Source organism: Paenibacillus sp. oral taxon 786 str. D14, from assembly GCF_000159955.1.
Lineage (GTDB): Bacteria > Bacillota > Bacilli > Paenibacillales > Paenibacillaceae > Fontibacillus > Fontibacillus phoenicis.
This window is the reverse complement of sequence record NZ_GG695971.1, coordinates 259150-280765: the sequence shown is the minus strand read 5'-3', so window position 1 is coordinate 280765 and position 21616 is coordinate 259150. Positions and strand designations below refer to the sequence as shown.

Annotated in this window: 18 protein-coding genes; 1 reads left to right on the top strand and 17 read right to left on the bottom strand. The window is 53.1% G+C overall.

Annotated features, from left to right (window positions below):
* Positions 1–138: 138 nt before the first annotated feature.
* The 16 genes from POTG_RS04290 to POTG_RS04215 all read right to left on the bottom strand — a co-directional run bounded on the left by POTG_RS04290 (position 139) and on the right by POTG_RS04215 (position 18950).
* Complete coding sequence (locus tag POTG_RS04290) at positions 139–1161, bottom strand: endo-1,4-beta-xylanase (RefSeq protein ID WP_009223577.1); 1023 nt, start codon at positions 1159–1161, stop codon at positions 139–141.
* A 63-nt stretch (positions 1162–1224) separates the two neighbouring features.
* A complete protein-coding gene (locus POTG_RS04285) occupies positions 1225–2184 on the bottom strand; it encodes a carbohydrate ABC transporter permease (RefSeq protein ID WP_009223576.1) in 960 nt (319 codons plus the stop codon).
* 2 nt (positions 2185–2186) lie between these two features.
* A complete protein-coding gene (locus tag POTG_RS04280; protein WP_009223575.1) occupies positions 2187–3152 on the bottom strand; it encodes an ABC transporter permease in 966 nt (321 codons plus the stop codon).
* 80 nt (positions 3153–3232) lie between these two features.
* On the bottom strand, positions 3233–4933 hold the full coding sequence (locus POTG_RS04275) for a sugar ABC transporter substrate-binding protein (protein WP_016314319.1): 1701 nt from the start codon (positions 4931–4933) through the stop codon (positions 3233–3235).
* A gap of 130 nt (positions 4934–5063) precedes the next feature.
* Complete coding sequence (locus tag POTG_RS04270; RefSeq protein WP_009223573.1) at positions 5064–6608, bottom strand: response regulator; 1545 nt, start codon at positions 6606–6608, stop codon at positions 5064–5066.
* Between the two features lie 17 nt (positions 6609–6625).
* The gene (locus tag POTG_RS04265; protein WP_009223572.1) at positions 6626–8422 is read right to left on the bottom strand and encodes a sensor histidine kinase; all 1797 of its coding nucleotides are present in this window, start codon (positions 8420–8422) and stop codon (positions 6626–6628) included.
* A gap of 18 nt (positions 8423–8440) precedes the next feature.
* Positions 8441–10015, bottom strand: a complete 1575-nt coding sequence (locus POTG_RS04260; RefSeq protein ID WP_009223571.1) for a response regulator transcription factor — start codon at positions 10013–10015, stop codon at positions 8441–8443.
* 180 nt (positions 10016–10195) lie between these two features.
* Entirely contained in the window at positions 10196–10831 is a 636-nt protein-coding gene (locus POTG_RS04255; RefSeq protein ID WP_009223570.1) for an alpha/beta hydrolase, read from the bottom strand.
* On the bottom strand, positions 10828–11781 hold the full coding sequence (locus POTG_RS04250; RefSeq protein WP_009223569.1) for a ring-cleaving dioxygenase: 954 nt from the start codon (positions 11779–11781) through the stop codon (positions 10828–10830). Before POTG_RS04250 ends, POTG_RS04255 begins: the two co-directional genes overlap by 4 nt.
* Positions 11782–11816: 35 nt before the next feature.
* Positions 11817–12455: a nitroreductase family protein gene (locus tag POTG_RS04245; protein ID WP_009223568.1), complete on the bottom strand. Its 639-nt coding sequence runs from the start codon at positions 12453–12455 to the stop codon at positions 11817–11819.
* A gap of 53 nt (positions 12456–12508) precedes the next feature.
* The gene (locus tag POTG_RS04240; protein WP_009223567.1) at positions 12509–12907 is read right to left on the bottom strand and encodes a DoxX family protein; all 399 of its coding nucleotides are present in this window, start codon (positions 12905–12907) and stop codon (positions 12509–12511) included.
* A 203-nt stretch (positions 12908–13110) separates the two neighbouring features.
* Entirely contained in the window at positions 13111–13554 is a 444-nt protein-coding gene (locus POTG_RS04235) for a MarR family winged helix-turn-helix transcriptional regulator (protein ID WP_009223566.1), read from the bottom strand.
* A 213-nt stretch (positions 13555–13767) separates the two neighbouring features.
* Positions 13768–14157 (bottom strand): hypothetical protein, encoded by a 390-nt coding sequence (locus tag POTG_RS04230; protein WP_009223565.1) that lies wholly within the window; start codon positions 14155–14157, stop codon positions 13768–13770.
* 80 nt (positions 14158–14237) lie between these two features.
* Positions 14238–16562: an ATP-dependent DNA helicase gene (locus POTG_RS04225; RefSeq protein WP_036644154.1), complete on the bottom strand. Its 2325-nt coding sequence runs from the start codon at positions 16560–16562 to the stop codon at positions 14238–14240.
* 105 nt (positions 16563–16667) lie between these two features.
* Complete coding sequence (locus tag POTG_RS04220) at positions 16668–18158, bottom strand: FAD-dependent oxidoreductase (RefSeq protein ID WP_009223563.1); 1491 nt, start codon at positions 18156–18158, stop codon at positions 16668–16670.
* A gap of 84 nt (positions 18159–18242) precedes the next feature.
* The gene (locus tag POTG_RS04215) at positions 18243–18950 is read right to left on the bottom strand and encodes a copper homeostasis protein CutC (protein ID WP_036644152.1); all 708 of its coding nucleotides are present in this window, start codon (positions 18948–18950) and stop codon (positions 18243–18245) included.
* Positions 18951–19148: 198 nt separating this feature from the next.
* Between POTG_RS04215 and POTG_RS04210 the strand changes: the two genes are divergently transcribed.
* Positions 19149–19922, top strand: a complete 774-nt coding sequence (locus tag POTG_RS04210; protein WP_009223561.1) for a sporulation protein — start codon at positions 19149–19151, stop codon at positions 19920–19922.
* A 359-nt stretch (positions 19923–20281) separates the two neighbouring features.
* On the opposite strand, the gene rlmN is transcribed toward POTG_RS04210, so the two are convergent.
* The gene (rlmN, locus tag POTG_RS04205; RefSeq protein ID WP_009223560.1) at positions 20282–21337 is read right to left on the bottom strand and encodes a 23S rRNA (adenine(2503)-C(2))-methyltransferase RlmN; all 1056 of its coding nucleotides are present in this window, start codon (positions 21335–21337) and stop codon (positions 20282–20284) included.
* Positions 21338–21616 lie beyond the last annotated feature (279 nt).

Below are 21616 nucleotides of genomic sequence, written 5' to 3'. Positions count from 1 at the left end.
GATAGGTCTAATCCGAAATAGGTTCAACATACTTCAAAAGAGGCCCTTCCAACCAGAAGGGCCTCTACCATTTTACACCGAAAACGCCACCAGAATAAAGCGTTTTCCGTTATCGTTGTTTTCCCCCATGCGCTGCCTTTATGCCCGCTGCTCCGCAGCCAGGGCCGCAACGCGATGGAACGCCTCCTTCGGCTGGTGCTTGGCGTCGAACAGAAACGGCCAGTTCTTGCGGCCGCGCACCGGAAAATCGTCCAGCCAGGTGTAATCGTCCGCCGCTCCCCAGAAGGTGACTCCGCTGATGACGTCACGATACTCCAGCAACAGCCGGAATACGGCCTCATAACGTTCGGCCTGCCGCTCCAGCATCGCCGGCTCCGGCGCAGTCAAGTCGGTTCGCCGGTCATCGAAGCGGAACATCGAGATATCCAGCTCCGTCAGCTGCAGCTGCAAACCCAGCGAAGCATACTTCTCAATCGCTGCCTTAATCTCATCCAACGATGGATCGTACAGGTTCCAGTGCGCTTGTAATCCGATGCCATGGATCGGCACCCCTTGCTCCAGCAGCGAATGAACGAGTGTGTAAATTTTATCGCGTTTCAGAGGATTCGATTCGTTGTAGTCGTTATAAAACAACAGCGCCTGTGGATCCGCCTCATGTGCATACTCGAACGCTTTAGCGATAAATTCAGGTCCCGCGATTTCCGTCCATTTGGAAGTGCGCAGCAGCGCCTCCCCTTCGTCCGCGATGACCTCGTTGACGACGTCCCAGGCGTAGATCTCGTTCTTGTACCGGCCTACTATGGTATGAATATGCTCCCGAAGCCTGCCGAGCAGCACTTCCTTGCTAACCGCCGCGCCTTGGCGATCCTGGAACAACCAGTCAGACGTCTGATTATGCCACACCAGTGTATGCCCCCGCATGGCCATGCCGTGCTCTCGGGCGAAATTAACCAGCCGATCCGCGTCCTCGAAGGTATAGGTCTGTTCCTTAGGATGCACGCTGACGAACTTCATCTCGTTCTCCGCAGTCAGGCTGTTGAAGTGATACGCCAGCAATGCCTTCTGCGTCCGGATCGTCGTCGGATTGACCGCCGCTCCAATTTTGAAGTCCGCCGCAAACAGTTCCTTTAATGCCGGTACGGAATGGAACGTTGGATTCATGAAGATTCCTCCTCTGCCACGCTTGGGAAAATACTCGTACGAACGGTTCACGAAATAAAACAACTATTCTTTAACGCTCCCGACATTCAGGCCAACCACGAAATATTTCTGCATGAAAGGATATACGAGCAGAATTGGAACGGATGCCACCACGGTAACCGCAGCCCGAATCGATAACGGTGTAACCATGGAAGCCGCCGTATCCTGGGTCATGCCCGCCCCGTTAGCCACCGCCGGATTGCTGTTGGCATTCATGCTGGAAGAGAGCAATTTCATCAACTCATATTGCATTGTGCTGAGCTCTTGTCTCGAAGACGTGTACAGGAACGCATCAAACCAGGAGTTCCACGCGCCGACAGCCACAAACAACGCAATCGTCGCTAATACCGGTTTGCACAGCGGGAAGATGATGGTCCAGAAGATTTTGAAGTCTCCTGCCCCGTCAATTCTCGCCGACTCCACCAAGCTTTCGGGAATGGTGCCGATATACGTCCGGATAACAATCAGGTTAAATGCGCTGATCATCGTAGGAACGACATAAACCCAAAACGTGTTGATCAGATGTAAATCCTTCATCAGGAAGTACCCGGGAATCAACCCCGCATTAAAATACATCGTAAGCACGAAAATCAACGTAATTGGCTTGCGGAACACGTATTCCCTTCGGCTCAATGTATAGGCGAGCATCGTTGTCAGGAAGATGTTCAGAATCGTAGATAACACCGTTCTCGCCACCGAGATCAGGAAAGCATCGTAAATCGTGCCGGAAACAAAAATCGCCTTATAGTTCTGCAGCGTAAATTGTCTCGGCCACAGGTAGAGTCCTCCGCGAATCGTATCATTCCCCGCGTTAAGCGATACCACAATCGTGTTCAGAAACGGATACAGCGTCACGACGACGAGAAAGATCATGAAGATCGTATTCAGCGTATGGAAAATCACCGGCTCCACCTTGCCGCGTCCGACCCGACGTGGCAAAGCAGCTGCAGATACTCGCTCTGGGGTAATGGATTGGTTTGCCATCTCTATAACAGCCTCTCTTCCCCTAGTCGTTTGGCGGTCCAGTTTGCAAGGAGCAGCATGGTTACGCTAACGACCGTTTTGAAGATCCCGCCGGCGGTTGCCAGGGAGTAGTTGCCTTGGGCAATCCCGTATTTCAGCACGAAGATATCAATCGTCTCTGCCCAGTCCACCACCAGACCGTTCCCGAGCAGGTATTGCACCTCGAAGCCGGCTTCCAGTATATGTCCGATGGACATAATCAGCAGAATGACAATCGTTGGCTTAATGCCGGGAAGCGTGACATGCAACATCTTCCGGTATCGGCTGGCTCCGTCGATATCCGCAGCTTCGTATAATGACGGGTCAATCGCCGCCATCGCCGCCAAATAAATGATCGTGTTCCAGCCAACCTCTTTCCAGACATGAGAGGCACCAACGACGCCCCAGAAATACTTGCCTTCACTAAGCCATAGAATCGGCTCCTTGATCAGATGCAGCCGCATCAGAACATCGTTGATAATGCCATCGGAAGCAAGGGAAGTCGCAACAATCCCTGTGACGATGATCCAGGATAGAAAGTGCGGAAGATACGAGATCGTTTGAACCGTTCTTTTCCAGAAAATGTTCTTGATTTCATTCAGCAGCAAGGCCAGAGCGATTGCGGTGACAAAGCCCAGCACCAGGTTGATGATACTCATCCCCAACGTATTGCGCAGCACCCGAAGGAAGCTGTCGTCCGTAAACAGGAACTTGAACTGCTTGAACCCGACCCATTCCTGCTGACCAAAGCTTCTTGCCGGCTTGTAATTTTGAAACGCCATCGTCCAGCCCCACACCGGGACATAAGCAAACAATATAATATAAGCCAATAACGGAACCGACATGAAGATCAACTGCCGTTGACTCTTGATCAGGGACCAGGTTATTTGCTGTTGTTTTCGTCTTTTCGCTTTCGGGACGGCGTGTTTGTCCATTAAGGTCTCATCCATATTTTGTTCTCCCCACAAAGCCTAAGATTTCGAAGAATGGAAGGCTTAGATGCCTTCCATTCTTCGATTGAATCCCTGGATTATTTCACGGACCAGTTGTCAATTCTCCATTGCAACACTTCGTTAATGCGGTCTTCGTAAGCTTTAATGTTGAGCTTGCGGATTTCTCCCACGTATTCATCCCATACCTTATCGAAATCAGCCGGGTCGGCCAAAATCGCTCTAGGCAGATACTTCGTAGACAAATCATTCTGCTTGGTGTTCACTACCTTGGCTTCCGAACCTTCCACTAAGTCAACCGACCATGCCGGATAAGAAACTTCGTTTTCCGGTGCTGGTGTAAAGAAGTCAACATAGCTGTTATATCCATAAGCGGCCAAGAATTTTTTATCGTACTCTTCCAGCCCTGCTTGGTATTCTTCAGGTTGGGCTGCCGCATCGGTAGCATTCCCATCGCTGAAATACCCTTCCATTTTCGGACTGAATTTGTGCAACGTATCCGCTTTGTTCGCCAGTTTCCAAGTCGCATCCGTAAACTTGTCGCGTTGCTCTTGGGTTTTCATGAAGCGGCCTTCTTCGGTAACAATGTAGTCTTCGCCTTCAATCCCCCAAGACATGATTTTTTGCCAATCTTCCTGGATCAGGCGATCCCAGAATTTAAGAATTTTGATCGCCTTATCTTCCCCAGCATTTACGCTGATCCCAAAGCCATTGTTCAGGTTCAGTGCCGGGCGATCCAGATAATGGTCTGTAATGCTTGTATCGTAAACCAGCGGCAAGCCGACATAGGTTCTTTCATGCTTCTTCGCCGTAATTAACACATTCTCGGCATCTTGGAAGTTCCAGTGCTGGTCAAAAAATCCGAGCACCGTACCGCTGGAAATTTTCGCTTGATACTGGTCATAGTTTTGTGTAAATGTCTCTTTATCGATCAGACCTAAGGCATTCATTTCATTCAGCTTCTTGTAGTACCGTTTAGCATAATCCTTGTCGGCGAAAATCTCCGCTTTGCCGTCCTTCACGACAACGCCGCCGTCATTCGGGTGTCCGATCAGATGCTGCGGCGCATTAAACAGTCCCCAGTTTCTCCAGTCATAGTTCAGAATTTCGAAACCAATCGTTGGGCTGCCATCGATCGTTGGGTGTTTCTCCTTGTACTTGATGAGCAGATCAAAATATTCATCAAGCGTTTTGACTTGAGGATATCCTGCCTCCTCCAGCACAGCCTTTTGGATCCAGAAAGCCGGACCCGAATACCAAGTTGTGCTGACTTCCCCGTTATAGGCCCCGTAGTTTGGCAGGATGTAAATATGACCGTCATTCGGGTCCTTCATCATGTTCCAATATTTCTCATAGTGCTTCTTCAAATTCGGTGCATGTTCTTCAATCAGATCTTCCAAAGGGATATAAGCCCCTGCTGCCGTCAACTTCGTATTGCCGGTCATAATATCGGGATAATCGGAGCCTGCGATCATAACGCCAAGCTTCTGGTCAATGTCCCCGGCAAGAAATTCAAATTTGAATGTGACGCCCAGCTCATCTTTAATCTTCTTGTAAATCTTGTTGTCCGGCGTCGGCTGTTGGCCGGCTTCCCCGATAAACGCGGTGATTTCAAGCGGTTCGACTTTATCTCCGGCATTGTTCCCTGTAGTCCCCGTATTGCCGGTGTTGGTTTCGGCTGTGGTAGTTTTGTTACCGCCGCCACATCCCGCTAGGATGACGCTGAGCGATAACAGCAGGATAACGCTGAGCCGGAGCATTGATTTGGTCTTGCCCCCCATGTAAAGCACCTCCGTAATGATTTGTTGATGTTTAAGCTATTTTGTAAGCCCTTTCATCAACTTATCTTTAATTCTAAGAGCGCTACCCCGCCACAACTAGTTCACAATTAAAGGTTCCATCTTCAAAATTTCAGTTCCTGTTTCTGTACTCATTAGGCGACATTTGCAATCTTTTTTCAAATTGCTTGAGAAATTGGCCATAGTTCGCGTAACCCACTCGCTCGGCCACCTCGCCGTTATTCAAGCTTCCGTCCCGGAGCAGCCTGACGGCTTCTTCAATGCGATAGTTATGGATCATTTCGTTAAAATGAACGCCGTTCTTCTTCTGCAGCAATTGGCCTAAATAGACCGGATGAAGGTAAAACACCTCTGCCAGCTTCTTGATCGTCAATGGCTCGCGGTAATGCTCCCGGATATAGGCGTTGATGTCTTGAATGACTCCCTGGGACCGTTGGGCTTTGTCCATCAGAAGCCCATCGATGCACTCTATCCCTAACGCTTGGATCCGGTCCATTAATTCCCGCAGGGTTGGCACCGCCGAAACTGTACCGGGAATGTCGTATTTGCTTTGCAGTTCCACCGCCTTGCCCGGGAGTTCCTCCAGGTGTTCCATCATGAGATAAAACAAATGAATCCCAAATTTACGCACGATGTCCGGCGTAAGGTAAAGTTCCCGGAACCTACGCTCCGCCTCGGACAGCCCTTCCTCCAAGCCCCCTTTGTCCAGCAGTTGAATCGCCCCTATAATGCGATCCACCAGCTCGGTTTGATCGTACCTGCGGTGGAACTTCAGCGCAGCCACGTTACGATACTCCATAATCCCGGCAGGGCCTTCCGCATAAAACTGATGCTGCATCGCTGTCTGAGCCTGTCTGAACGCAGCTGGAATCTCTTGCAGGCTTGTCACGCCCTGCCCCGCCGATGCGACGACTCCAAGACTGCGGCATAATCTCTCCAGTTCGCTGATCCATTTAGCGCCGTCCGGCCCATCCTCGCCGGGATGAAATCCGTACACCAGGGCCAGAAGGCCCTCATCCAAGCCGCTATAGTCCAGATCGATGAGATACATGGCTTCCCTCTCCCCGACATAGGCGGCAACTTGCTCCCGGGTCTCGGCAAAGCAGCTGTCTCTTGGCTGAATGAGACACACATTCCACGCCTTCCGCAGGCTCGAAAGCGCAGCGATCCGCCCCTCATCCCGAGGGAGCCCCGGCGAGGGATGGAGCCATCCCTTAAGCAGACCCACTGTCTCCTCATAGGAAGCGATCCGGCTGATGCGTTGACGCTCCTGCTCCTCCGCCAGCTCCTGATAGATCGCCCCGAGCTCTTCGGCGGCGATCTCCTCGTCAATCGGCTTCAGCAAATACCGGGTGACACCAAAGCGGAGCGCTTTTTGTGCATATTGAAATTCACTGTATCCGCTTACGATCGCAAAGCTGACCTGTCGGGTATTCTGCTTCTGCCACGCCTCGATCATTTCCAGTCCATCCATTCCCGGCATCCGCACATCGGTAACAACTAGGTCCGGCTGCAGCTGGCCGATCTTCTCCAGCGCCTCAGCGCCGTTGCTGCTAGTCCCGCATATCTCAAAGCCCAGCTCCGGCCAGTTGATCCACAGCTGCATCCCCTCCAATGCTGCCGGCTCGTCATCCACCAATAACACCTTGAATCTCATGGCTCTTTCCCCCCTGATTATCCTCCCTGGTGTTGAAGCCGTTTGACCGGAATTTCGATACACACTTTTGTCCCTTGTCCCGGCTTGCTGTCGATGTTAAAGCGAACCTGATCGTTGTAGTACAACTCGAATCGGCGATACACATTGCGAATGCCAATGCTGTTCCCGGACGTGTTCTCGCTCCGTACGGTTAGCAGCATTTCCCGCAGCTGCTCCGGTTTGATGCCTTTGCCGTTATCCGAAATGACGATGCGAAGCCGTCCGTCTTCCACGCGGGCTTTAACGGTAACGAGCCCATTGCCCTGCACCGCTTGAATTCCGTGCTTGCAGGCGTTCTCGACCAGCGGCTGGATGCTCATCTTCGGAATCGTATAATGCAGCGCTGCCTCCTCAATGTCGAAGACGTACTCGAATTTATCCCGGAAGCGGAATTTTTCGATTTTCAAATACATGTCGATAAACCGAATCTCCTCTTCCAGCGTAACGAGGTCCTCCTTCCAGCGGAGCAACCGGCGCAGCAGCTTGGACAAGTTCTTAATGATGTCCGTAACGTCGGAGTAGTTCTTTTTCGTACAGACCACTAATATCGCGTTCAGCGTATTAAACAGAAAATGCGGGTTCATCTGGCTCTGCAAGAAGTTCAGCTCTGCCCGCACGCGCTCGGCTTCAAGGCTCTTCTGCTGGATTTCCAGCTTGTAAACGTTGTTGATCAACGCGTTGATGCGAGCGGTCATCATGTTAAAGTTGCGGATCAGACCGCCGATTTCATCGCGTCCTTCATCGATGTTAATCAAATCGAATTTCTCATTAGTGACCTTCTGCATATGGCGCGAGAGCCGCTTCACCCGGTAATGATAGGAGCGGAGCATGACGAAAATGAAGATCGACGTGAATAAGGTGATTGCCGCAACCAACATCCCAACGAACAAGCGCATATCGAACATCGCCTTGGACAACCGGGTGCCCTGCGGGATCCCGATCAGCCGCCAGCCTTTCACGTATTTGGCATTCCCGATGACTACGGACTCCACCCCCTTCTCCCGATCCTCGGCAGACAATTCAAGCTTGGGATAACCCACACTTGTATCCTGCCGATAGCCGCTGTCCGCCGACACGATGATTTCATCGTTCCCGTTGACCAGATACAAATCCAGGTAGTCCCGCTCCCGGACGATCACGTCGTAAATTTTGCTGAGATCAATATCGATCCGCAGCAGCTTGTCGAAGGTGTTATAGGAATCGTAGTAGTCCATTTTCTCAATCACGCTGAAATAAGGCTCGGTATTCGCTCGGTTCGTAGCTTGAGATGCGCGGTACGCTGCGACAACCACCGGGTCCGACGAACTGCTCCAGATCCGGTACCATTCGCTACCCTTCACCTCATCATTGATCATATGATAATTGCCCCCGGGGACGATCGTCGGATTGGTGGTGTATATCCCGATTCGCAGAATCTGATTATTGACCGGAATGTAGCTGGTCACCCGATTGCGCAGCTGCTCATCAAACGTTTCGTAAAAATCGACCGGGCCCGAGTAGATTCGGTCCATCTTTTCATACAGCGTCTTATCGGTGTTCAGGGCATGACTAACCGCTACCCCGCCGTCGATAAAATCGAGAATATCCTTACGGGCACGCTCCATGGAAATCTCCAGGTTCTGCTTCTCGCGCTCTTTAATAAAGTCAGTCATCCGCCCCATGAACACCAGGTTAATAACCAGGATCGGCAGTAGCACGCCAATCAGGTAGATCAGCATAAATTTCGTCTTCAGCGGAATATCGTTCACTCTTCCCCGGAATCTCCATCTTCCCATGCTCGCACCACCTCGGGCTTATTCGGCCAATCTGGGCCCCTTTACTTTCTGGGGACCGTCATGTTGAAACTCAGATTTATAGACAGAGGGCAGCATACCAATCGACTGTTTGAATTTGCTGATAAAATAGTCCGTATTCGGATAACCCACCTGCAGCGCAATATCGGAAATTTTCATCGAGGTGCGCTTCAGCAGTCGTTTGGCTTCCTCCAGCCGTTTCTCGTTGAGATAGTCGTTAAAGGTTTTGCCTGTTTCTTTTTTGAACACCTGTCCTAAATAGGTCGGGTTCATATGAAACTGCTTGGCAAGGGTTTGCAGCTTCAGCTTGCTGCGAAACTCCTCATCCACGTACTGAATGACCTGAAAAATCGTGTTATTCTCGTTCTTCCGGCGCAATCCGGCTAGCAGCAGCGAGGCTTCCCGGCACAGCTTTAGGAGATACGGCTTCAACGCGGCGTAATCGCTGATCCCGTTCGATTCTCCTTCGTTCCCCTGCACACGAACCATAAAAGCGTCGGCATCGCCGCCGGCCTTCTTGATCCTGCGGCATAACGTGAGCTCCACATTAGCTGCGAAAGCTCGTAGGGTCTCCAGACCAATCTGGCTGCTGGCAAGGGCGCCAAACACTTCCTCCACCACTGCTCCCGTTGATCCGGGATCCCCTTGAAGCACGGCGGCCAACAGCAGCTCAACCTTGCCCTTCAACACATCCTCCGAACTGTAAGGCTGCGGAAGATGGCATAGCATGAAGAAGCCAGTTTTCCCCTTCTCGCGCTTTGCTTTGACGGTCTCCAGCGTTTGCAGGTACAGCTCCCGGATGGAGCGGATGCCTTTCCCGACACGGCTGACGGCAATCACTGCCGGCGACCCTATCTCCGAAAGTTCACTGCTGATCGCCAGTCCCATCTCTTCGATCCGCGGCTGCGGCATTTCATCCGTCCGCAGGATCATCCCAAACCGGCCTGAGCCGTCCATGAAGGAACGATCCGCATCCGCGGGTTTCGAGAAATAACTGAGTACGCGTTGCTTTAGAGGTTGCGGATCCATCCCGGCGTCGAACAGCATACATTGCAGCTCCGGCTCACCCCCGAGCTGAAGCGCGGCGGCCGCCTCCTGCTCCAGCTGAAGGCCATCTTCCCCCTGAATCAATCGGTTCAGGAGGTTATTTTTAAACAACGTCTGCTTCCTTAGCTTGGACTGCTCCATTTCCCGCTCCTCGGCGATCATCTGACCGAGACGGTCCAGAATCGCCCCGAACTCGTCTTCGTCAATCGGTTTTAGCAGATACTCCGCCACCCGTTGCCGCATCGCCGTAAGTGCGTAGTTAAAATCGTCGTATCCGCTTAAAATAACGAACTTAGGGGGCCTTGCGAGCAGCCGTTTACTCCGTTCAATCAGCTCCAAGCCGCTGATGACGGGCATATGGATATCCGTGACGACCAGCTCAGGCCGCAGCTCCTGCATCTTGGTTAAGGCCTCCGGACCGTCCAGCGCTTCGCCGCAGACTTGAAAGCCGTGCTTTTCCCAATTCACCATAGTTCGAAGACCTTCCAGCACCCAAGGCTCATCATCGACCAGAAGCACTTGCAGCATGACTGCCATCCCTCCCCTTTTACGTAAATTCCATGCATCTATAGTTCAACCAATATCCTCCATGTAAGCGCACACATTTTATGCTAGCACAAAATCTCTCATTTGTGGGCACTTAATTTATCCAACAAACAAAGGCAGTCCAGAGCGATGTGCTCCGAACTGCCTTTGATGATACCTGTCTTATTGGTTCAGCAGATGGTCCTGAAACCACTCTGCCGCAGCCTGAACCTCGGTTTCGGTCAACTGATGTCCATAGGGCTCCCAATGCACATGCACTTGGGCACCCGCACCTCTGAGCACCCCTTCCAGTTCCTCGGTTTCTTCCGGCTTACACATCGCGTCATTCCGCCCCGCCCCGATGAAGACAGGGATTCCTGCCATCTCCGGCAGCGGCACGCCCCGCCGCGGGACCATCGGATGGTGCAGAATAGCCCCGCTTAGTGCGGCCGCATGGTGGAACAGGAGGCTCGCTGCGATGTTTGCTCCGTTCGAATACCCCACCGCAACGATGCGGCTCCGATCGAAGCCGTAGTGCGCCGCCGCCTCGTCCAGGAAATCGTGCAGCTCCTTCGTGCGCAGCACCAGATCCTCCTCGTCGAACACGCCCATCGCCAACCGCCGGAAGAAACGCGGCATCCCGTTCTCCAATACGTTCCCCCGGACGCTAAGCACTGCCGAAGCCGGGGAGATGATTTCTGCCAATGGCAGCAGATCCCGCTCCGTGCCGCCGGTGCCGTGGAGAAGAAGCAGTGTAGGTGCCGCCGCTTCACCGCTGGCCGTTAGGGTCCCCGGCTTGAAGATATGCTTCAGCTTCATCCCTGCAGATCCTCCTTCAGCGCCCGGACTTCAAACGGGGTCAGATTTTGTTCGATCAGTGCACGGTGCGGTTCATACCAAGCGGGAAGCATCAGCTTTTCACCCAAATGCTCCGGCGACTCGTCATTGGCGAACCCTGGCGGATTCGTGGCAATTTCGAACAAGATGCCGCCTTCCTCCCGGAAATAAAGCGCGTGAAAATATTGCCGGTCAACGATTGGCGTCGGATGGTAGCCGTGCTCGGCAACCCGAACTCTCCATTCTTCATGTTCCGCGAAGTCCCGGGCTCTCCAGGCGATGTGATGCACCGTTCCGGCTCCGCCCGCGCCGTATTCCATCGACTTGACGTTTACATCGATCACATCGCCAAGGTCACCCTCGGCTTTAAAACGGGTATAATCGCCCTCTGTGCCAAGCTTCTGTAAGCCCATGACGGTTTCGAGCAACGCGGCAGTTTTCTCCGGGGCCATGCTGTAGAGCACCGCGCCGCCAAAGCCTTTGATCGCCTTGTCGGTTGGAATGCCGCCAAACGACCAAGTGCTTAGCGGACCGGTAGCGCGTTCCACCAGCTCGAGCTGGAGTCCGTCTTTGTCACGGAAATGCAGATAGGATTCACCGAATCGGCGGGTTTCGGTCGTGGAGATGCCGAATTTGTGCAGACGCTCCTGCCAGAACCCCATTGTGCCAACCGGTATGGCGAAGGTAGTGACGCCGACCTGGCCGCCGCCAACCCGGCCGCGCCGAGCCCCGGGCGTCGGGAAGAAGGTCATAATCGTTCCCGGATTCCCATCCTCATCGCCGAAGTACAAATGGTACACCTCCGGGGCATCGAAGTTGATCGTTTTTTTGACCAATCTAAGCCCCAGCACTCCTGCGTAAAAATCGACATTCACCTGCGGATCGGTAGCAAATGCGGTAATATGATGAATCCCTGAAGTTGGATGTACCATGTGTAGCTCCTCCTTGTTTTGGGTGATAAGCATGCTCAAAAACGGTTAAAGCTGACGAACTCGCCAACCGGCTTACGGTAGCCGCGCGGACGGAAGCTCGAGCTGTCTTCTTTGCCGATCGCTATCAGCATCACCGGCACGTAATTGTCCGGAACGTTCAGCAGGCGGCGCATGGCGTCGGGATCAAACCCGATCATCGGGCATGTATCCCAGCCGCGGTCCTTCGCGATGAGCATCATCTGCATGGCCGATAGGCTGGCGCTGCGAATCGCCTCATCCCGCATAAACGCTTCGCCCCGGCTTTCATAGAACCCGATCGTATCCGACACGAGCATGTCGTACTCCTGCTTGCTGAGAACGCCCAAATTCAGAAGGCCTTCATTCATCATCCCGACATCCTTATGGGCATCCAATTTTCCCAGCACCAGGATCACCGCGGAGGCAGTTCGGACTTTATATTGCTTGGCCGCAGCCTCATACACTTGCTCCTTCAATTCGGGATCCTTCACCACCACATAATGGGTATGCTGCAAGTTAAACGCCGACGGCGCGAATTTCGTAAGATGAAAGATTTCTTCCAGTTCCTTGTCTTGGATTTCTACACCCGGGATAAATTTATTCGCCGACCGGCGGGATTTGATAACCGTGGTAAAATCATGCTCATGCGAATTCATCGATAACTTCCTCCTCAATTAAACCTTTATTGCGTTCATAGTAATCTGATTTGTTATAGCAGAGCATCGAGAGAGTATTCCCCGGCCCCGGACAACATCAAGCCAACCAAAACAGCGATCAGCAGCAAATTGTATTCAAAGCCGCCTGACGTCGACCAGAACCCATTCTTACCATGAACGGATACGATCGCCACGATCATCGTAAGAATCAACAGCGCCGTACCTATAGGCGTAAATAAACCTGCCGCCACCAGCAATCCGCCGCCAAATTCAGCGAGACCCGCTAACACGGCCATCAGCACCCCGGGCTTCATCCCTATCGTTTCAAACCAACCGCCGGTTCCCTTAGGGCCGTGACCGCCAAACCAACCAAACAGCTTTTGCGCACCATGCGCCATCATCGTCAATCCCAACACCAAACGAACAATTAATAACGCCAATTCCAAATTCATGTTTAACTCCTTTGTTTTTTGATTTTATTTGTGTACGTACCTGACATACTTTCCTATCAGATATCTCTTAATGTATAGAATCTTTATATTAAGATATTAGACCTGAAAAGACGTCCTCTGACGCCCTTTCCGCCGCCTGTCGGAGCTTCGTTAAGTCAATTTCTTTCGCGAGCAATGATTTGGGTCCCCTTAATCCCTTGCCGCTATTTAAAGCCGGCCTGCGCCGATTTCCCAAGCTTCTTCAGCAGCATCCCCGCGATCTGCTTCTCTTCCGGCGAAAGACCACTGACTGCCTCCTCGATGATGCCGGTAATCTGCGGGAACACCTCTTCGATGAACTCGCGTCCCTGCTCGGTGAGTTCTGCGTAAACTAACCGTCGGTCTTCCACGCAATCCTTCCGGGTGACGTACCCCTTCTTCTCCAGCTTATCCACGACATACGTAATATTGCCGCTGCTCATCAACACCTTAGAGCCAATTTGCTGAATCGGCTGTCTGCCTTTATGATACAGCAAGTCTAGTACGCCAAACTCGGTCCGGGTTAATCCGTATTTCCGAATCTCCTTATCCGCATGCGCATGTACCCACTCGCTGGCCCGGGACAAGACGATGAACAAATGCAGCGCCTCATTCTTCGTTGGAGCCATCTGTGAACTCACCTCCATGTCGTGTTCGGACTATGATAACTATAGCATAGGGTAACCTCAAGCGTCTTGAATAATTCTTAATATGAGATATCTTGATATTAAGATACATGATATCGAGATAAGTGTCAACCCACCTTTGCAAAAAAAAACAGCCGACCAGATCGATCTCCCGGGCAGCTGATGAAGAATGCACCTCTTTCACTCGCGCTATAGTTACTTTCTGCCGCGAGCCGACGCGCTGGTCCGCACGTTCGTCAGCACGTTGACTGCAAATATGATGACACTGATCACGACAAGGGTTCCGCCAATCGCTACCAAAGGCTCCAGTTGTTCGGAACCGTTCAGCACCAGAGATAAACTGATCATCATGACCGGAAGCCCGATGGAGTACGTCCAGAACTGGATTTTGCTCAGCAGACTTTCCCCTGCTCCCGGAAACAACACATAAATGACGCCAGCCAACGCAAAGGACGCCCACCCCAGCAAATTCACATGGGCATGAACGCCCGATAAAGTATAGTCATGTTGCATGGACATGTACATGCCTAGCAATACACCGATGACAAAATAAACAACCGAAACCTTAATATACGTGATCCCCAAACCGTCGCCTCCCCCAACCGGAACAAGTTATCCTTACATGTTCAAAATATGTCACAATTGAAGGGAATATTCGGAGTGCTCTAGCGCCATTCCTCCGGCAGCAGCCGTGCGTAATGCGATTGAAGGTAACGGTCGTCGATCAGGGCCAAGCGGCCATAGTCGGTCTCCGAGCGAATCAGGCGCCCGCCGGCCTGCAACACCTTATTCATGCCGGGGTACACGTAAGCATAATCAAAGCCATCTCGTCCGGTCGCCTGAAAGTAGTCGCGAATCAAGTTGCGTTCCGGACCGATTTGCGGCAAGCCGACACCGACGATCGCCACGCCTGTCAACCGGTCGCCAACAAGATCGATGCCCTCCGAGAACAAGCCTCCCATGACGGCAAAGGCGATAAAGGTCCTGCCCGGTTCAGGGTTTGGCACAAAAGCGGCTAAAAACTGCTCCCGATCCTCCTCGGTCATCCCCGCCTGCTGAAGCAACAGCTCTGTCCCTTTGTCCTTGGAGGCGGCAAATTCTTCGTAAATCATGTTCATATAGGCGTAGGAAGGGAAGAAAAACAAATAATTTCCCGGCCGGCCGCGGGTCACTTCCTGTAAAGCACGAACGAGCGGACCACGTGTCTGTTCCCGGTCTTGATACCTGGTGGACAGCGGCACGACCACCACTTCCAGCTGATCCCGGGAGAAGGGAGAAGGCAGCGATATCGAATAATCGTCCGGCCCGGCGCCCAACATGTCGCGATAATACCCCATCGGCGACAACGTCGCCGAGAAATAAATCCGCGAGCGAAACCCCTTGCTCATCTCCTGCAGCAAATGAGAAGGATCCAAGCAAAACAGCTTGATCCGCACATCCTCCCTGGTGATCTCAGCGTAGGTGACGAACCGCTCATCGTACAGCTTGCCCATTCGGCTGAAATGCAGGGCGTCAAAATAAGCCTGAAGCAGCAGCTCCCGCGCCTCGGCTTCCGAACTGCCTGGAGCATTCGCCTGCCCGGCGGCGGAGGGATCAATCGCCAGCTCCCGTTCGGCAGCCTTGGCAAAAGCTTCCACCCGCTGCAGCAGCAGCTCTGGCGCGGCCCGATCAACCCAAAACGACCCTTCCGCCTGCTTCCGCAGCTCGATGAACCCGGCGTTTACCGCCTTAGCCGCCTTCGCGACGGAGGGACTCTTCGCTTTATAGGCCCGTTGCAGCGTTAAGAAGCTGGATTTCAGCAGCTCAGCGGAATACATCTCCCGGGCCCGGTCGCCCAGATTATGCGCCTCGTCGATCAGCAGCACGGTTTCCTTCTTCTGCTCGGCGAACATGCGCTGCAAGGACACTTTGGGATCAAACACATAATTGTAATCACAGATCGTTACATCGGCGGCATAGGAGAGGTCCAGCGAAAATTCAAACGGGCACACCCGGTGCTTCCGGGCGTATGCCTCAATCACCGGGCGGGCAAGCTGGGTCTCATTCGCCAGAATATCCTGGATCGCCCCATTAATCCGATCGTAATATCCGTCGGCATACATGCAGTCTTCCTTGGTGCAGCGGACTTCTTCGCGAAAGCAAATTTTCTCCTTGGCGGTCAGCGTGACGACCCAAGCTTGCAGACCCTGCGCTTCCATCAGCGCGAAGGCGTTCTCCGCCGCAGTCCGGGTAATCGTCTTGGCGGTAAGGTAATACAGCTGATTCAGCTTGCCTTCCCCCATCGCCTTAAGCGCCGGAAATGTGGTGGAGATCGTCTTGCCAATGCCTGTTGGCGCTTGGGCAAACAAACCAACGGCTTCCTCGATCGTCTTGTACACCGCGCCCGCCAGCTTCCGTTGCCCGGCCCGGTATCCGGGAAACGGAAACGCCAGCTCCGCGATGCTCCGGTTCCGCTCGCGACGATGGTTGCGAAGCAGCCGGGCATGCGGGGCATATTGCTGAACAACGTCATACATAAACGTCTCCAGCTCGTCGATCCCGGCGCGCGTCCGAAACTGCTTCCGCTCCCCCGTATCCAGCTGCACATAAGTCAGCTGGATGCCCATCTCGCTCAGCCCGTTGGCTTTGGCGTACATGTAGGCATAGCACTTCGCCTGGGCCCAATGCACGGGATAGGTGTCCTCGTCGATGGCCGACAAATCGCCGGCTGTCGATTTGATCTCGTCCACGGTCAAGCTTCCGTCCTCACCGGCCAGCAGCCCGTCGCAACGCCCGTCCACGACGAAGAGGAGATCCCCGCAGGGAATCTCCGCCTTCAAATACACTTCTTTCTGGTCTCCTTCGCCGTATTGCTTCTGCACCTGCTGATGCGCCTTCGTGCCTTCCGTCAGCGAAACCGCGGCACGAAAGCCGCCTTCCAAGCTGCCGCTGCGGAACACATACTCCACCAGAGGGCGCACCGCGATCGTAACCGTGGACTCTTTTGCCATAATTCTTTGTGTCACCCGCCGATATCCCTAGGGAACATTTGTTCCACCAGTATATCACGATATGACAGGGATCGCCATGCAAAGCGGTGAACTTCCGTGCGCAGATCATTGATCAATCCGGATGTTGTAATCCTTCTTCAAATATTGGTGGATTCGGCGGAAATCAGCTGGGGTCAGCTCGCTTAACCGCTTATGGCCCTTCTTCCATTCGCGCGCGAGCAGGATGCCCATCGTTTCCGCGGCCAGCGCGGTGGTTGGAATGATGCGGGCGCTTCCGTAGGCTTTGATATCCGCACCGATATTTTTGCCAGCTACCAGGACGTTGTCGTAGGACTTCAGCTCAAAGGAACGCAGGGGAATCCCGTAGCGATCCGGCTTACCGTAACCGATGCCCTTCTTCACGGCGCGGGTCGCCTGCAAATCGACGGGATATCCTCCAAGCGTCACATTGTCCCAGAACATCCGGCTCGACATCACGTCCTTATAAGTCAGCACGTACTCCGTTTCATAACGGTTATAGTCGCGGATGTACAAATATTCGGGATACCCGTTCAGCTCAGCTTTGCTGAAGCCGGGAATATGCTGACGCAAAAATTTGGCGATATACGGCGCTTCGGCCTTGCCCTTAGCCACGGCGGAACGGACCGATTTCGGATCGGCCGGATCGACATCGTAAATCAGCAAGCCATTGACGATCACTTCGCCGTCTTTCTGATAGGTGGCATTCAGTCCTCTCAGCAGTAATTGGGAATCCCGCGGCTTGTACTGGTAGGTGATGTTGCTGAAGCCGGTGGCAAAATCCCAATCGACATATGTATTGGGGCCGTATTTCTTGACGACATTCGTCAGCGGATAATCCTCCAGCACCGCTTGATGCAGCTTCCCCCAGTTGACGCCCTTGAACCGCAGCATATAAGTAGCCGCCATATAATCCGGCTTCTTGCCGTTGTACAAGCTTTCCATCCCTGGGATCCGTTTATTGCCAAGATGGACGGTGAGTGCGTTAAAATCGGTATTTTCCACAAAATACCCCGCCTGTACTTGATACAACTTGCCGTCTTTGGCCAGGTAGGTGATCGATTTCAGCGTTTTCCCTTTCCCAGACTTGCCGGTCTCTTCAATCTCCACGCCGTCGATGGCGATGCCGCTGCGCATAGGAATCCCGCGGATCAGCTTGCGGTAATAGCTTTCAAAGGCGGACAATTTGCGAATCGTCCCGGCATTGTAGCCGTCGTACAGGGATTTCATTTCGCCTTGCACCAAGCTGCGCTTGCGATTGTCGTTGGGTTCGTCCAGCACGAGCATCTGCCCTTGGATCAGCTCCCCGCCCGGCTTCTCGCGCGGATCGAGGATCAGTACGCTTAGCCCGGCATCATGCGCTCGCTTTGCCAAGAGCACCCCTTCAATTTCGCTGCCGATCATGACAATGTCATAACGATTGCAGCCCGGCCCGCAAGATACGGGAGATGCAGTTGAAGTTGATGCTGCCATCGCCGAAGTTGACGCGCCCACCGTTTCAAGCATTAGCAGTACGCACAGGAAAGCCAATACACATCGTTGAGCAAAAGTTTGTTGGTTCTTGGGATGAATTGACATAAATTCAGGAAACGCTCCTCTTTATGGGATATAATGACATTTTATCTCCCGAAGAGGTGTCGTATCCAGTAAATTTTTGTTATATTATGGTGTTCCCTGTCGATTTATGCCACGCAATAAACGAGATAAGCTCAGCAGCTTGGAGGGGTCGAGGGGAGCCAGCCCGTCCCCGCCGATTCGTACGGCAGAACCGAAATGCACTTCGGTCACGCCCGTATTGGCAATGACTTGCGAGACCGTCTCCAGGGTCAAGCCGTGTCCAGCTAAAATGCGCAGCGAGCTGCCGCGTGCCAGCTCCACCAGCTCCCGAATCTCGGAAACCGCCTGCGGCGCAGAGCGCGGTCCGCCCGATGTCAGCACCCGGTTTACCTGCGGGTACTTCATGAGCGTGCGCAATCCGGACGGCAAATCGGCCAACTCGTCAAACGCCCGGTGAAACGTAACGTTAAGCCCGCCGGTCAGCGCCAAAATCCGCTCCAGCGCAGCCTCGTCGATCTTACGATCGGCCGTCAGCGCGCCAAACACGATGCCCGCCGCCCCCGCTTCGGCAATCGCTCGGACTTCGGCTTCCATCGTCAGCAAATCGGCTTCTCCGTACACAAAAGACCGGCTATGCGGGCGCACCATCACGTGAACGGGAATGGCCACCGCCTTCACCACTTGTTGAACCAAGCCAATACCGGGGGTCAGTCCCCCTTCCGTGATCGCCGTAATCAGCTCCAGCCGATCCGCTCCATTCGCCTCCGCCACGATGGCGTCCTCCACACAGGTTGCTATAACCTCTAGCAGCACCAGAATACCTCCTTCACCTCGAGGATTACGATTGTACCCCATATGTTAGCTTGTCTATGAAAAAATAACAAACCGTTTATAAAGGATCATTGGGAATGAATGAAACCACAACCATCCTGAATACGTAATAATTTCCGAATCGCACTCATACTTACAAAATCAGTCAGAACCAAATCCATGTTGGAGGTAGGTTGAACTATGTCGTTTATCAAGAAAATGCTAGCCAGTGTGGGGATCGGCTCGGCGCAGATCAATACGGAGCTGGATGTCGACGAAGTCCGGCTGGGCGGTGAGATCAGCGGTACCGTTTATGTGGATGGCGGACAGACTGAGCAATCGATCGGTAACATTTACTTGAAGCTGAAAACCAACTACCTGCGCGAATCCAATGACCGCAAAATAAGAACAACCGGCACGATCGCCAAATACCTTGTCACCGAAGGCTTCGAGCTGCGGCCCGGGGAGCGGAAGCAGATCCCGTTCCGGTTCCTGCTTCCAGAGCAAATGCCGGTGACGCTGCATAACGTGCCGATCTGGGTAGAAAGCGGACTCGACATCGAGATGGCCTTGGATCCAAAGGATGAGGACCTGATTCGTGTCCTGCCGGACGCAAAAATGCAAACCGTGCTGGATGCCGTCGATTTGCTGGGCTTTCGGTTGCGCGAAGTGACCAATGACTATGCCCCAAGACTTGGCGGCGCTCTGCCGTTCGTGCAGGAATTTGAATATGTCCCCGGCACCAAGTTCCGCGGATACCTCGACGAGCTGGAGATCCTGTTCTTCCCGCGGGGCGACGCCTTGGAACTGGTGATGCAGATCGATCGCCGGGCCCGCGGCTTAAGCGGCTTGTTCGCCGAGGCGCTGGAGCTGGATGAACGGTTCGTACGACTGCCTCTGTCGAGAGAGGTACTCCAGAGCAGTCCGCATGCGGTGGCCAGCTTACTGGAGGACGTTATCCGAAGACATCTCTAGTGGAGATTCGGTCGGGGCGACCACCCGCTTGTCGCAAGCGCGGTACGCCACCTTTCCACGAAATGCAAAAGTACATTTCATTTGCGTCAAAACCGGGCATTTTTGAAGGTTCAAGTGTAAAAGTGCAGTTCATTTTCCGAATATCAGCCGAAATCCATCCTAGGTCTCATTTTCAACTGTACTTTTACAGCTAATCGCCCTAAATTTCAAAAAACCCCCGTTTCAGATGTACTTTTGCAGTTGAACGAACGGACGGATACGAGTTGGTCCTATTCCAGCGCCAACCTCCGACAGCCCAAAAGAAAAGGACTTGGAGCAATTCTCCAAGTCCTGCCATTATCCCGCTCGCTCAGTTTAGTTCAGCTCGGCTGCTTCAGCTGCTTGCTGCGCAGCTGTCCGCAGGCCGCATCGATGTCGGCCCCGTGCTCGAGCCGGACGCTGACGCTGAGGCCGCGTTTTTTGAGCGCATCGTAGAAGGCCAACACGGATTTCTGTTCACTCCGCTGATACTGGCTGTGCTCATCCACCGGATTATACGGAATCAGGTTGACGTTCACAAACCGGTCTCCCAGCAGATCCGCCAATTCCTGCGCATGTTCCGTCCCGTCATTCACGCCCTTGAGCAAAATATACTCAATCGTAAGCCGCCGGTTCGTCCGCTCCAGGTAATAGTCGATCGCCGCCATCAGCTTCTCAATCGGAATCGCCTTATTGATCTTCATGATCCGCGTGCGCAGCTCATTGTTTGGGGCATGCAACGACACAGCCAAATTCACTTGCAGATCGGAATCGGCAAACTCGATGATTTTGTCCGCCAGCCCGCTGGTCGACACGGTAATGTGGCGCGGACCAATCGCAAGTCCTTTGGGGTCTTGGATGACCCGCAGGAAATCAGCCATATTGTCGTAATTATCAAAAGGTTCCCCGATCCCCATCACCACGATGTGGGAGACGCGTTCACCTTTGCCCTGCCGGTCCAAATGCATCTGCACCTTCATGACCTGCTCTACGATTTCTCCGCTCGTCAGATCCCGGCTCTTCTTCAACAGCCCGCTGGCGCAGAAGCTGCAGCCGATATTACATCCAACCTGGGTTGTCACGCAAACCGACAGACCAAATTTATGGCGCATGAGCACCGTCTCGATCAGGTTGCCGTCCTGCAAGCGGAATAGGAACTTGATCGTCCCATCGATCGACTCTTGGCGGACATGCTCCTCCAAGGTTTCGATAACAAACTGTTCCTTCAGCAGGGCGAGGCATTCGGGATGAACGCCTTCCATTGCATCGAACGCAGTAACCCGTTTGCGGTATAGACCCTCCCATACCATCTCGGCCCGGCCTCGTTTATGTCCACGGTCCAGCAGCCAAGCGGCCAGCTGATCCTTCGTCATACCATAAATCGATTGTTTATTCATCCATATCCTCTTTCTAAACGAACTCAAGTCATTTTTTAATTATACCTAATCCGCCATCCCGAATGCCACAGGTAAAAAAACGAATCCCATCGCCTCACCTCAACGCCCATTTACACAGATACCTATCCCCCTTAAACGAACGTTAACATTAACACTCTAAAGTGAAGGTATATTCACTTGGGTTACTCGGATGTCCTAGGGGGGTTATAATCCCAAGCGGTCCGGCCCGCATACTGGACTAAGGTCGGAATGAAATCACGCCGAACGTCCGGTTTGATT

Bases quoted from the DNA above. Each gene is read 5' to 3' on its own strand.
- POTG_RS04290 (WP_009223577.1), bottom strand. From the start codon at position 1,161: ATGAATCCAACGTTCCATTCCGTACCGGCATTAAAGGAACTGTTTGCG.
- POTG_RS04285 (WP_009223576.1), bottom strand. From the start codon at position 2,184: ATGGCAAACCAATCCATTACCCCAGAGCGAGTATCTGCAGCTGCTTTG.
- POTG_RS04280 (WP_009223575.1), bottom strand. From the start codon at position 3,152: ATGGATGAGACCTTAATGGACAAACACGCCGTCCCGAAAGCGAAAAGA.
- POTG_RS04275 (WP_016314319.1), bottom strand. From the start codon at position 4,933: ATGGGGGGCAAGACCAAATCAATGCTCCGGCTCAGCGTTATCCTGCTG.
- POTG_RS04270 (WP_009223573.1), bottom strand. From the start codon at position 6,608: ATGAGATTCAAGGTGTTATTGGTGGATGACGAGCCGGCAGCATTGGAG.
- POTG_RS04265 (WP_009223572.1), bottom strand. From the start codon at position 8,422: ATGGGAAGATGGAGATTCCGGGGAAGAGTGAACGATATTCCGCTGAAG.
- POTG_RS04260 (WP_009223571.1), bottom strand. From the start codon at position 10,015: ATGCTGCAAGTGCTTCTGGTCGATGATGAGCCTTGGGTGCTGGAAGGT.
- POTG_RS04255 (WP_009223570.1), bottom strand. From the start codon at position 10,831: ATGAAGCTGAAGCATATCTTCAAGCCGGGGACCCTAACGGCCAGCGGT.
- POTG_RS04250 (WP_009223569.1), bottom strand. From the start codon at position 11,781: ATGGTACATCCAACTTCAGGGATTCATCATATTACCGCATTTGCTACC.
- POTG_RS04245 (WP_009223568.1), bottom strand. From the start codon at position 12,455: ATGAATTCGCATGAGCATGATTTTACCACGGTTATCAAATCCCGCCGG.
- POTG_RS04240 (WP_009223567.1), bottom strand. From the start codon at position 12,907: ATGAATTTGGAATTGGCGTTATTAATTGTTCGTTTGGTGTTGGGATTG.
- POTG_RS04235 (WP_009223566.1), bottom strand. From the start codon at position 13,554: ATGGCTCCAACGAAGAATGAGGCGCTGCATTTGTTCATCGTCTTGTCC.
- POTG_RS04225 (WP_036644154.1), bottom strand. From the start codon at position 16,562: ATGGCAAAAGAGTCCACGGTTACGATCGCGGTGCGCCCTCTGGTGGAG.
- POTG_RS04220 (WP_009223563.1), bottom strand. From the start codon at position 18,158: ATGTCAATTCATCCCAAGAACCAACAAACTTTTGCTCAACGATGTGTA.
- POTG_RS04210 (WP_009223561.1), top strand. From the start codon at position 19,149: ATGTCGTTTATCAAGAAAATGCTAGCCAGTGTGGGGATCGGCTCGGCG.
- rlmN (WP_009223560.1), bottom strand. From the start codon at position 21,337: ATGAATAAACAATCGATTTATGGTATGACGAAGGATCAGCTGGCCGCT.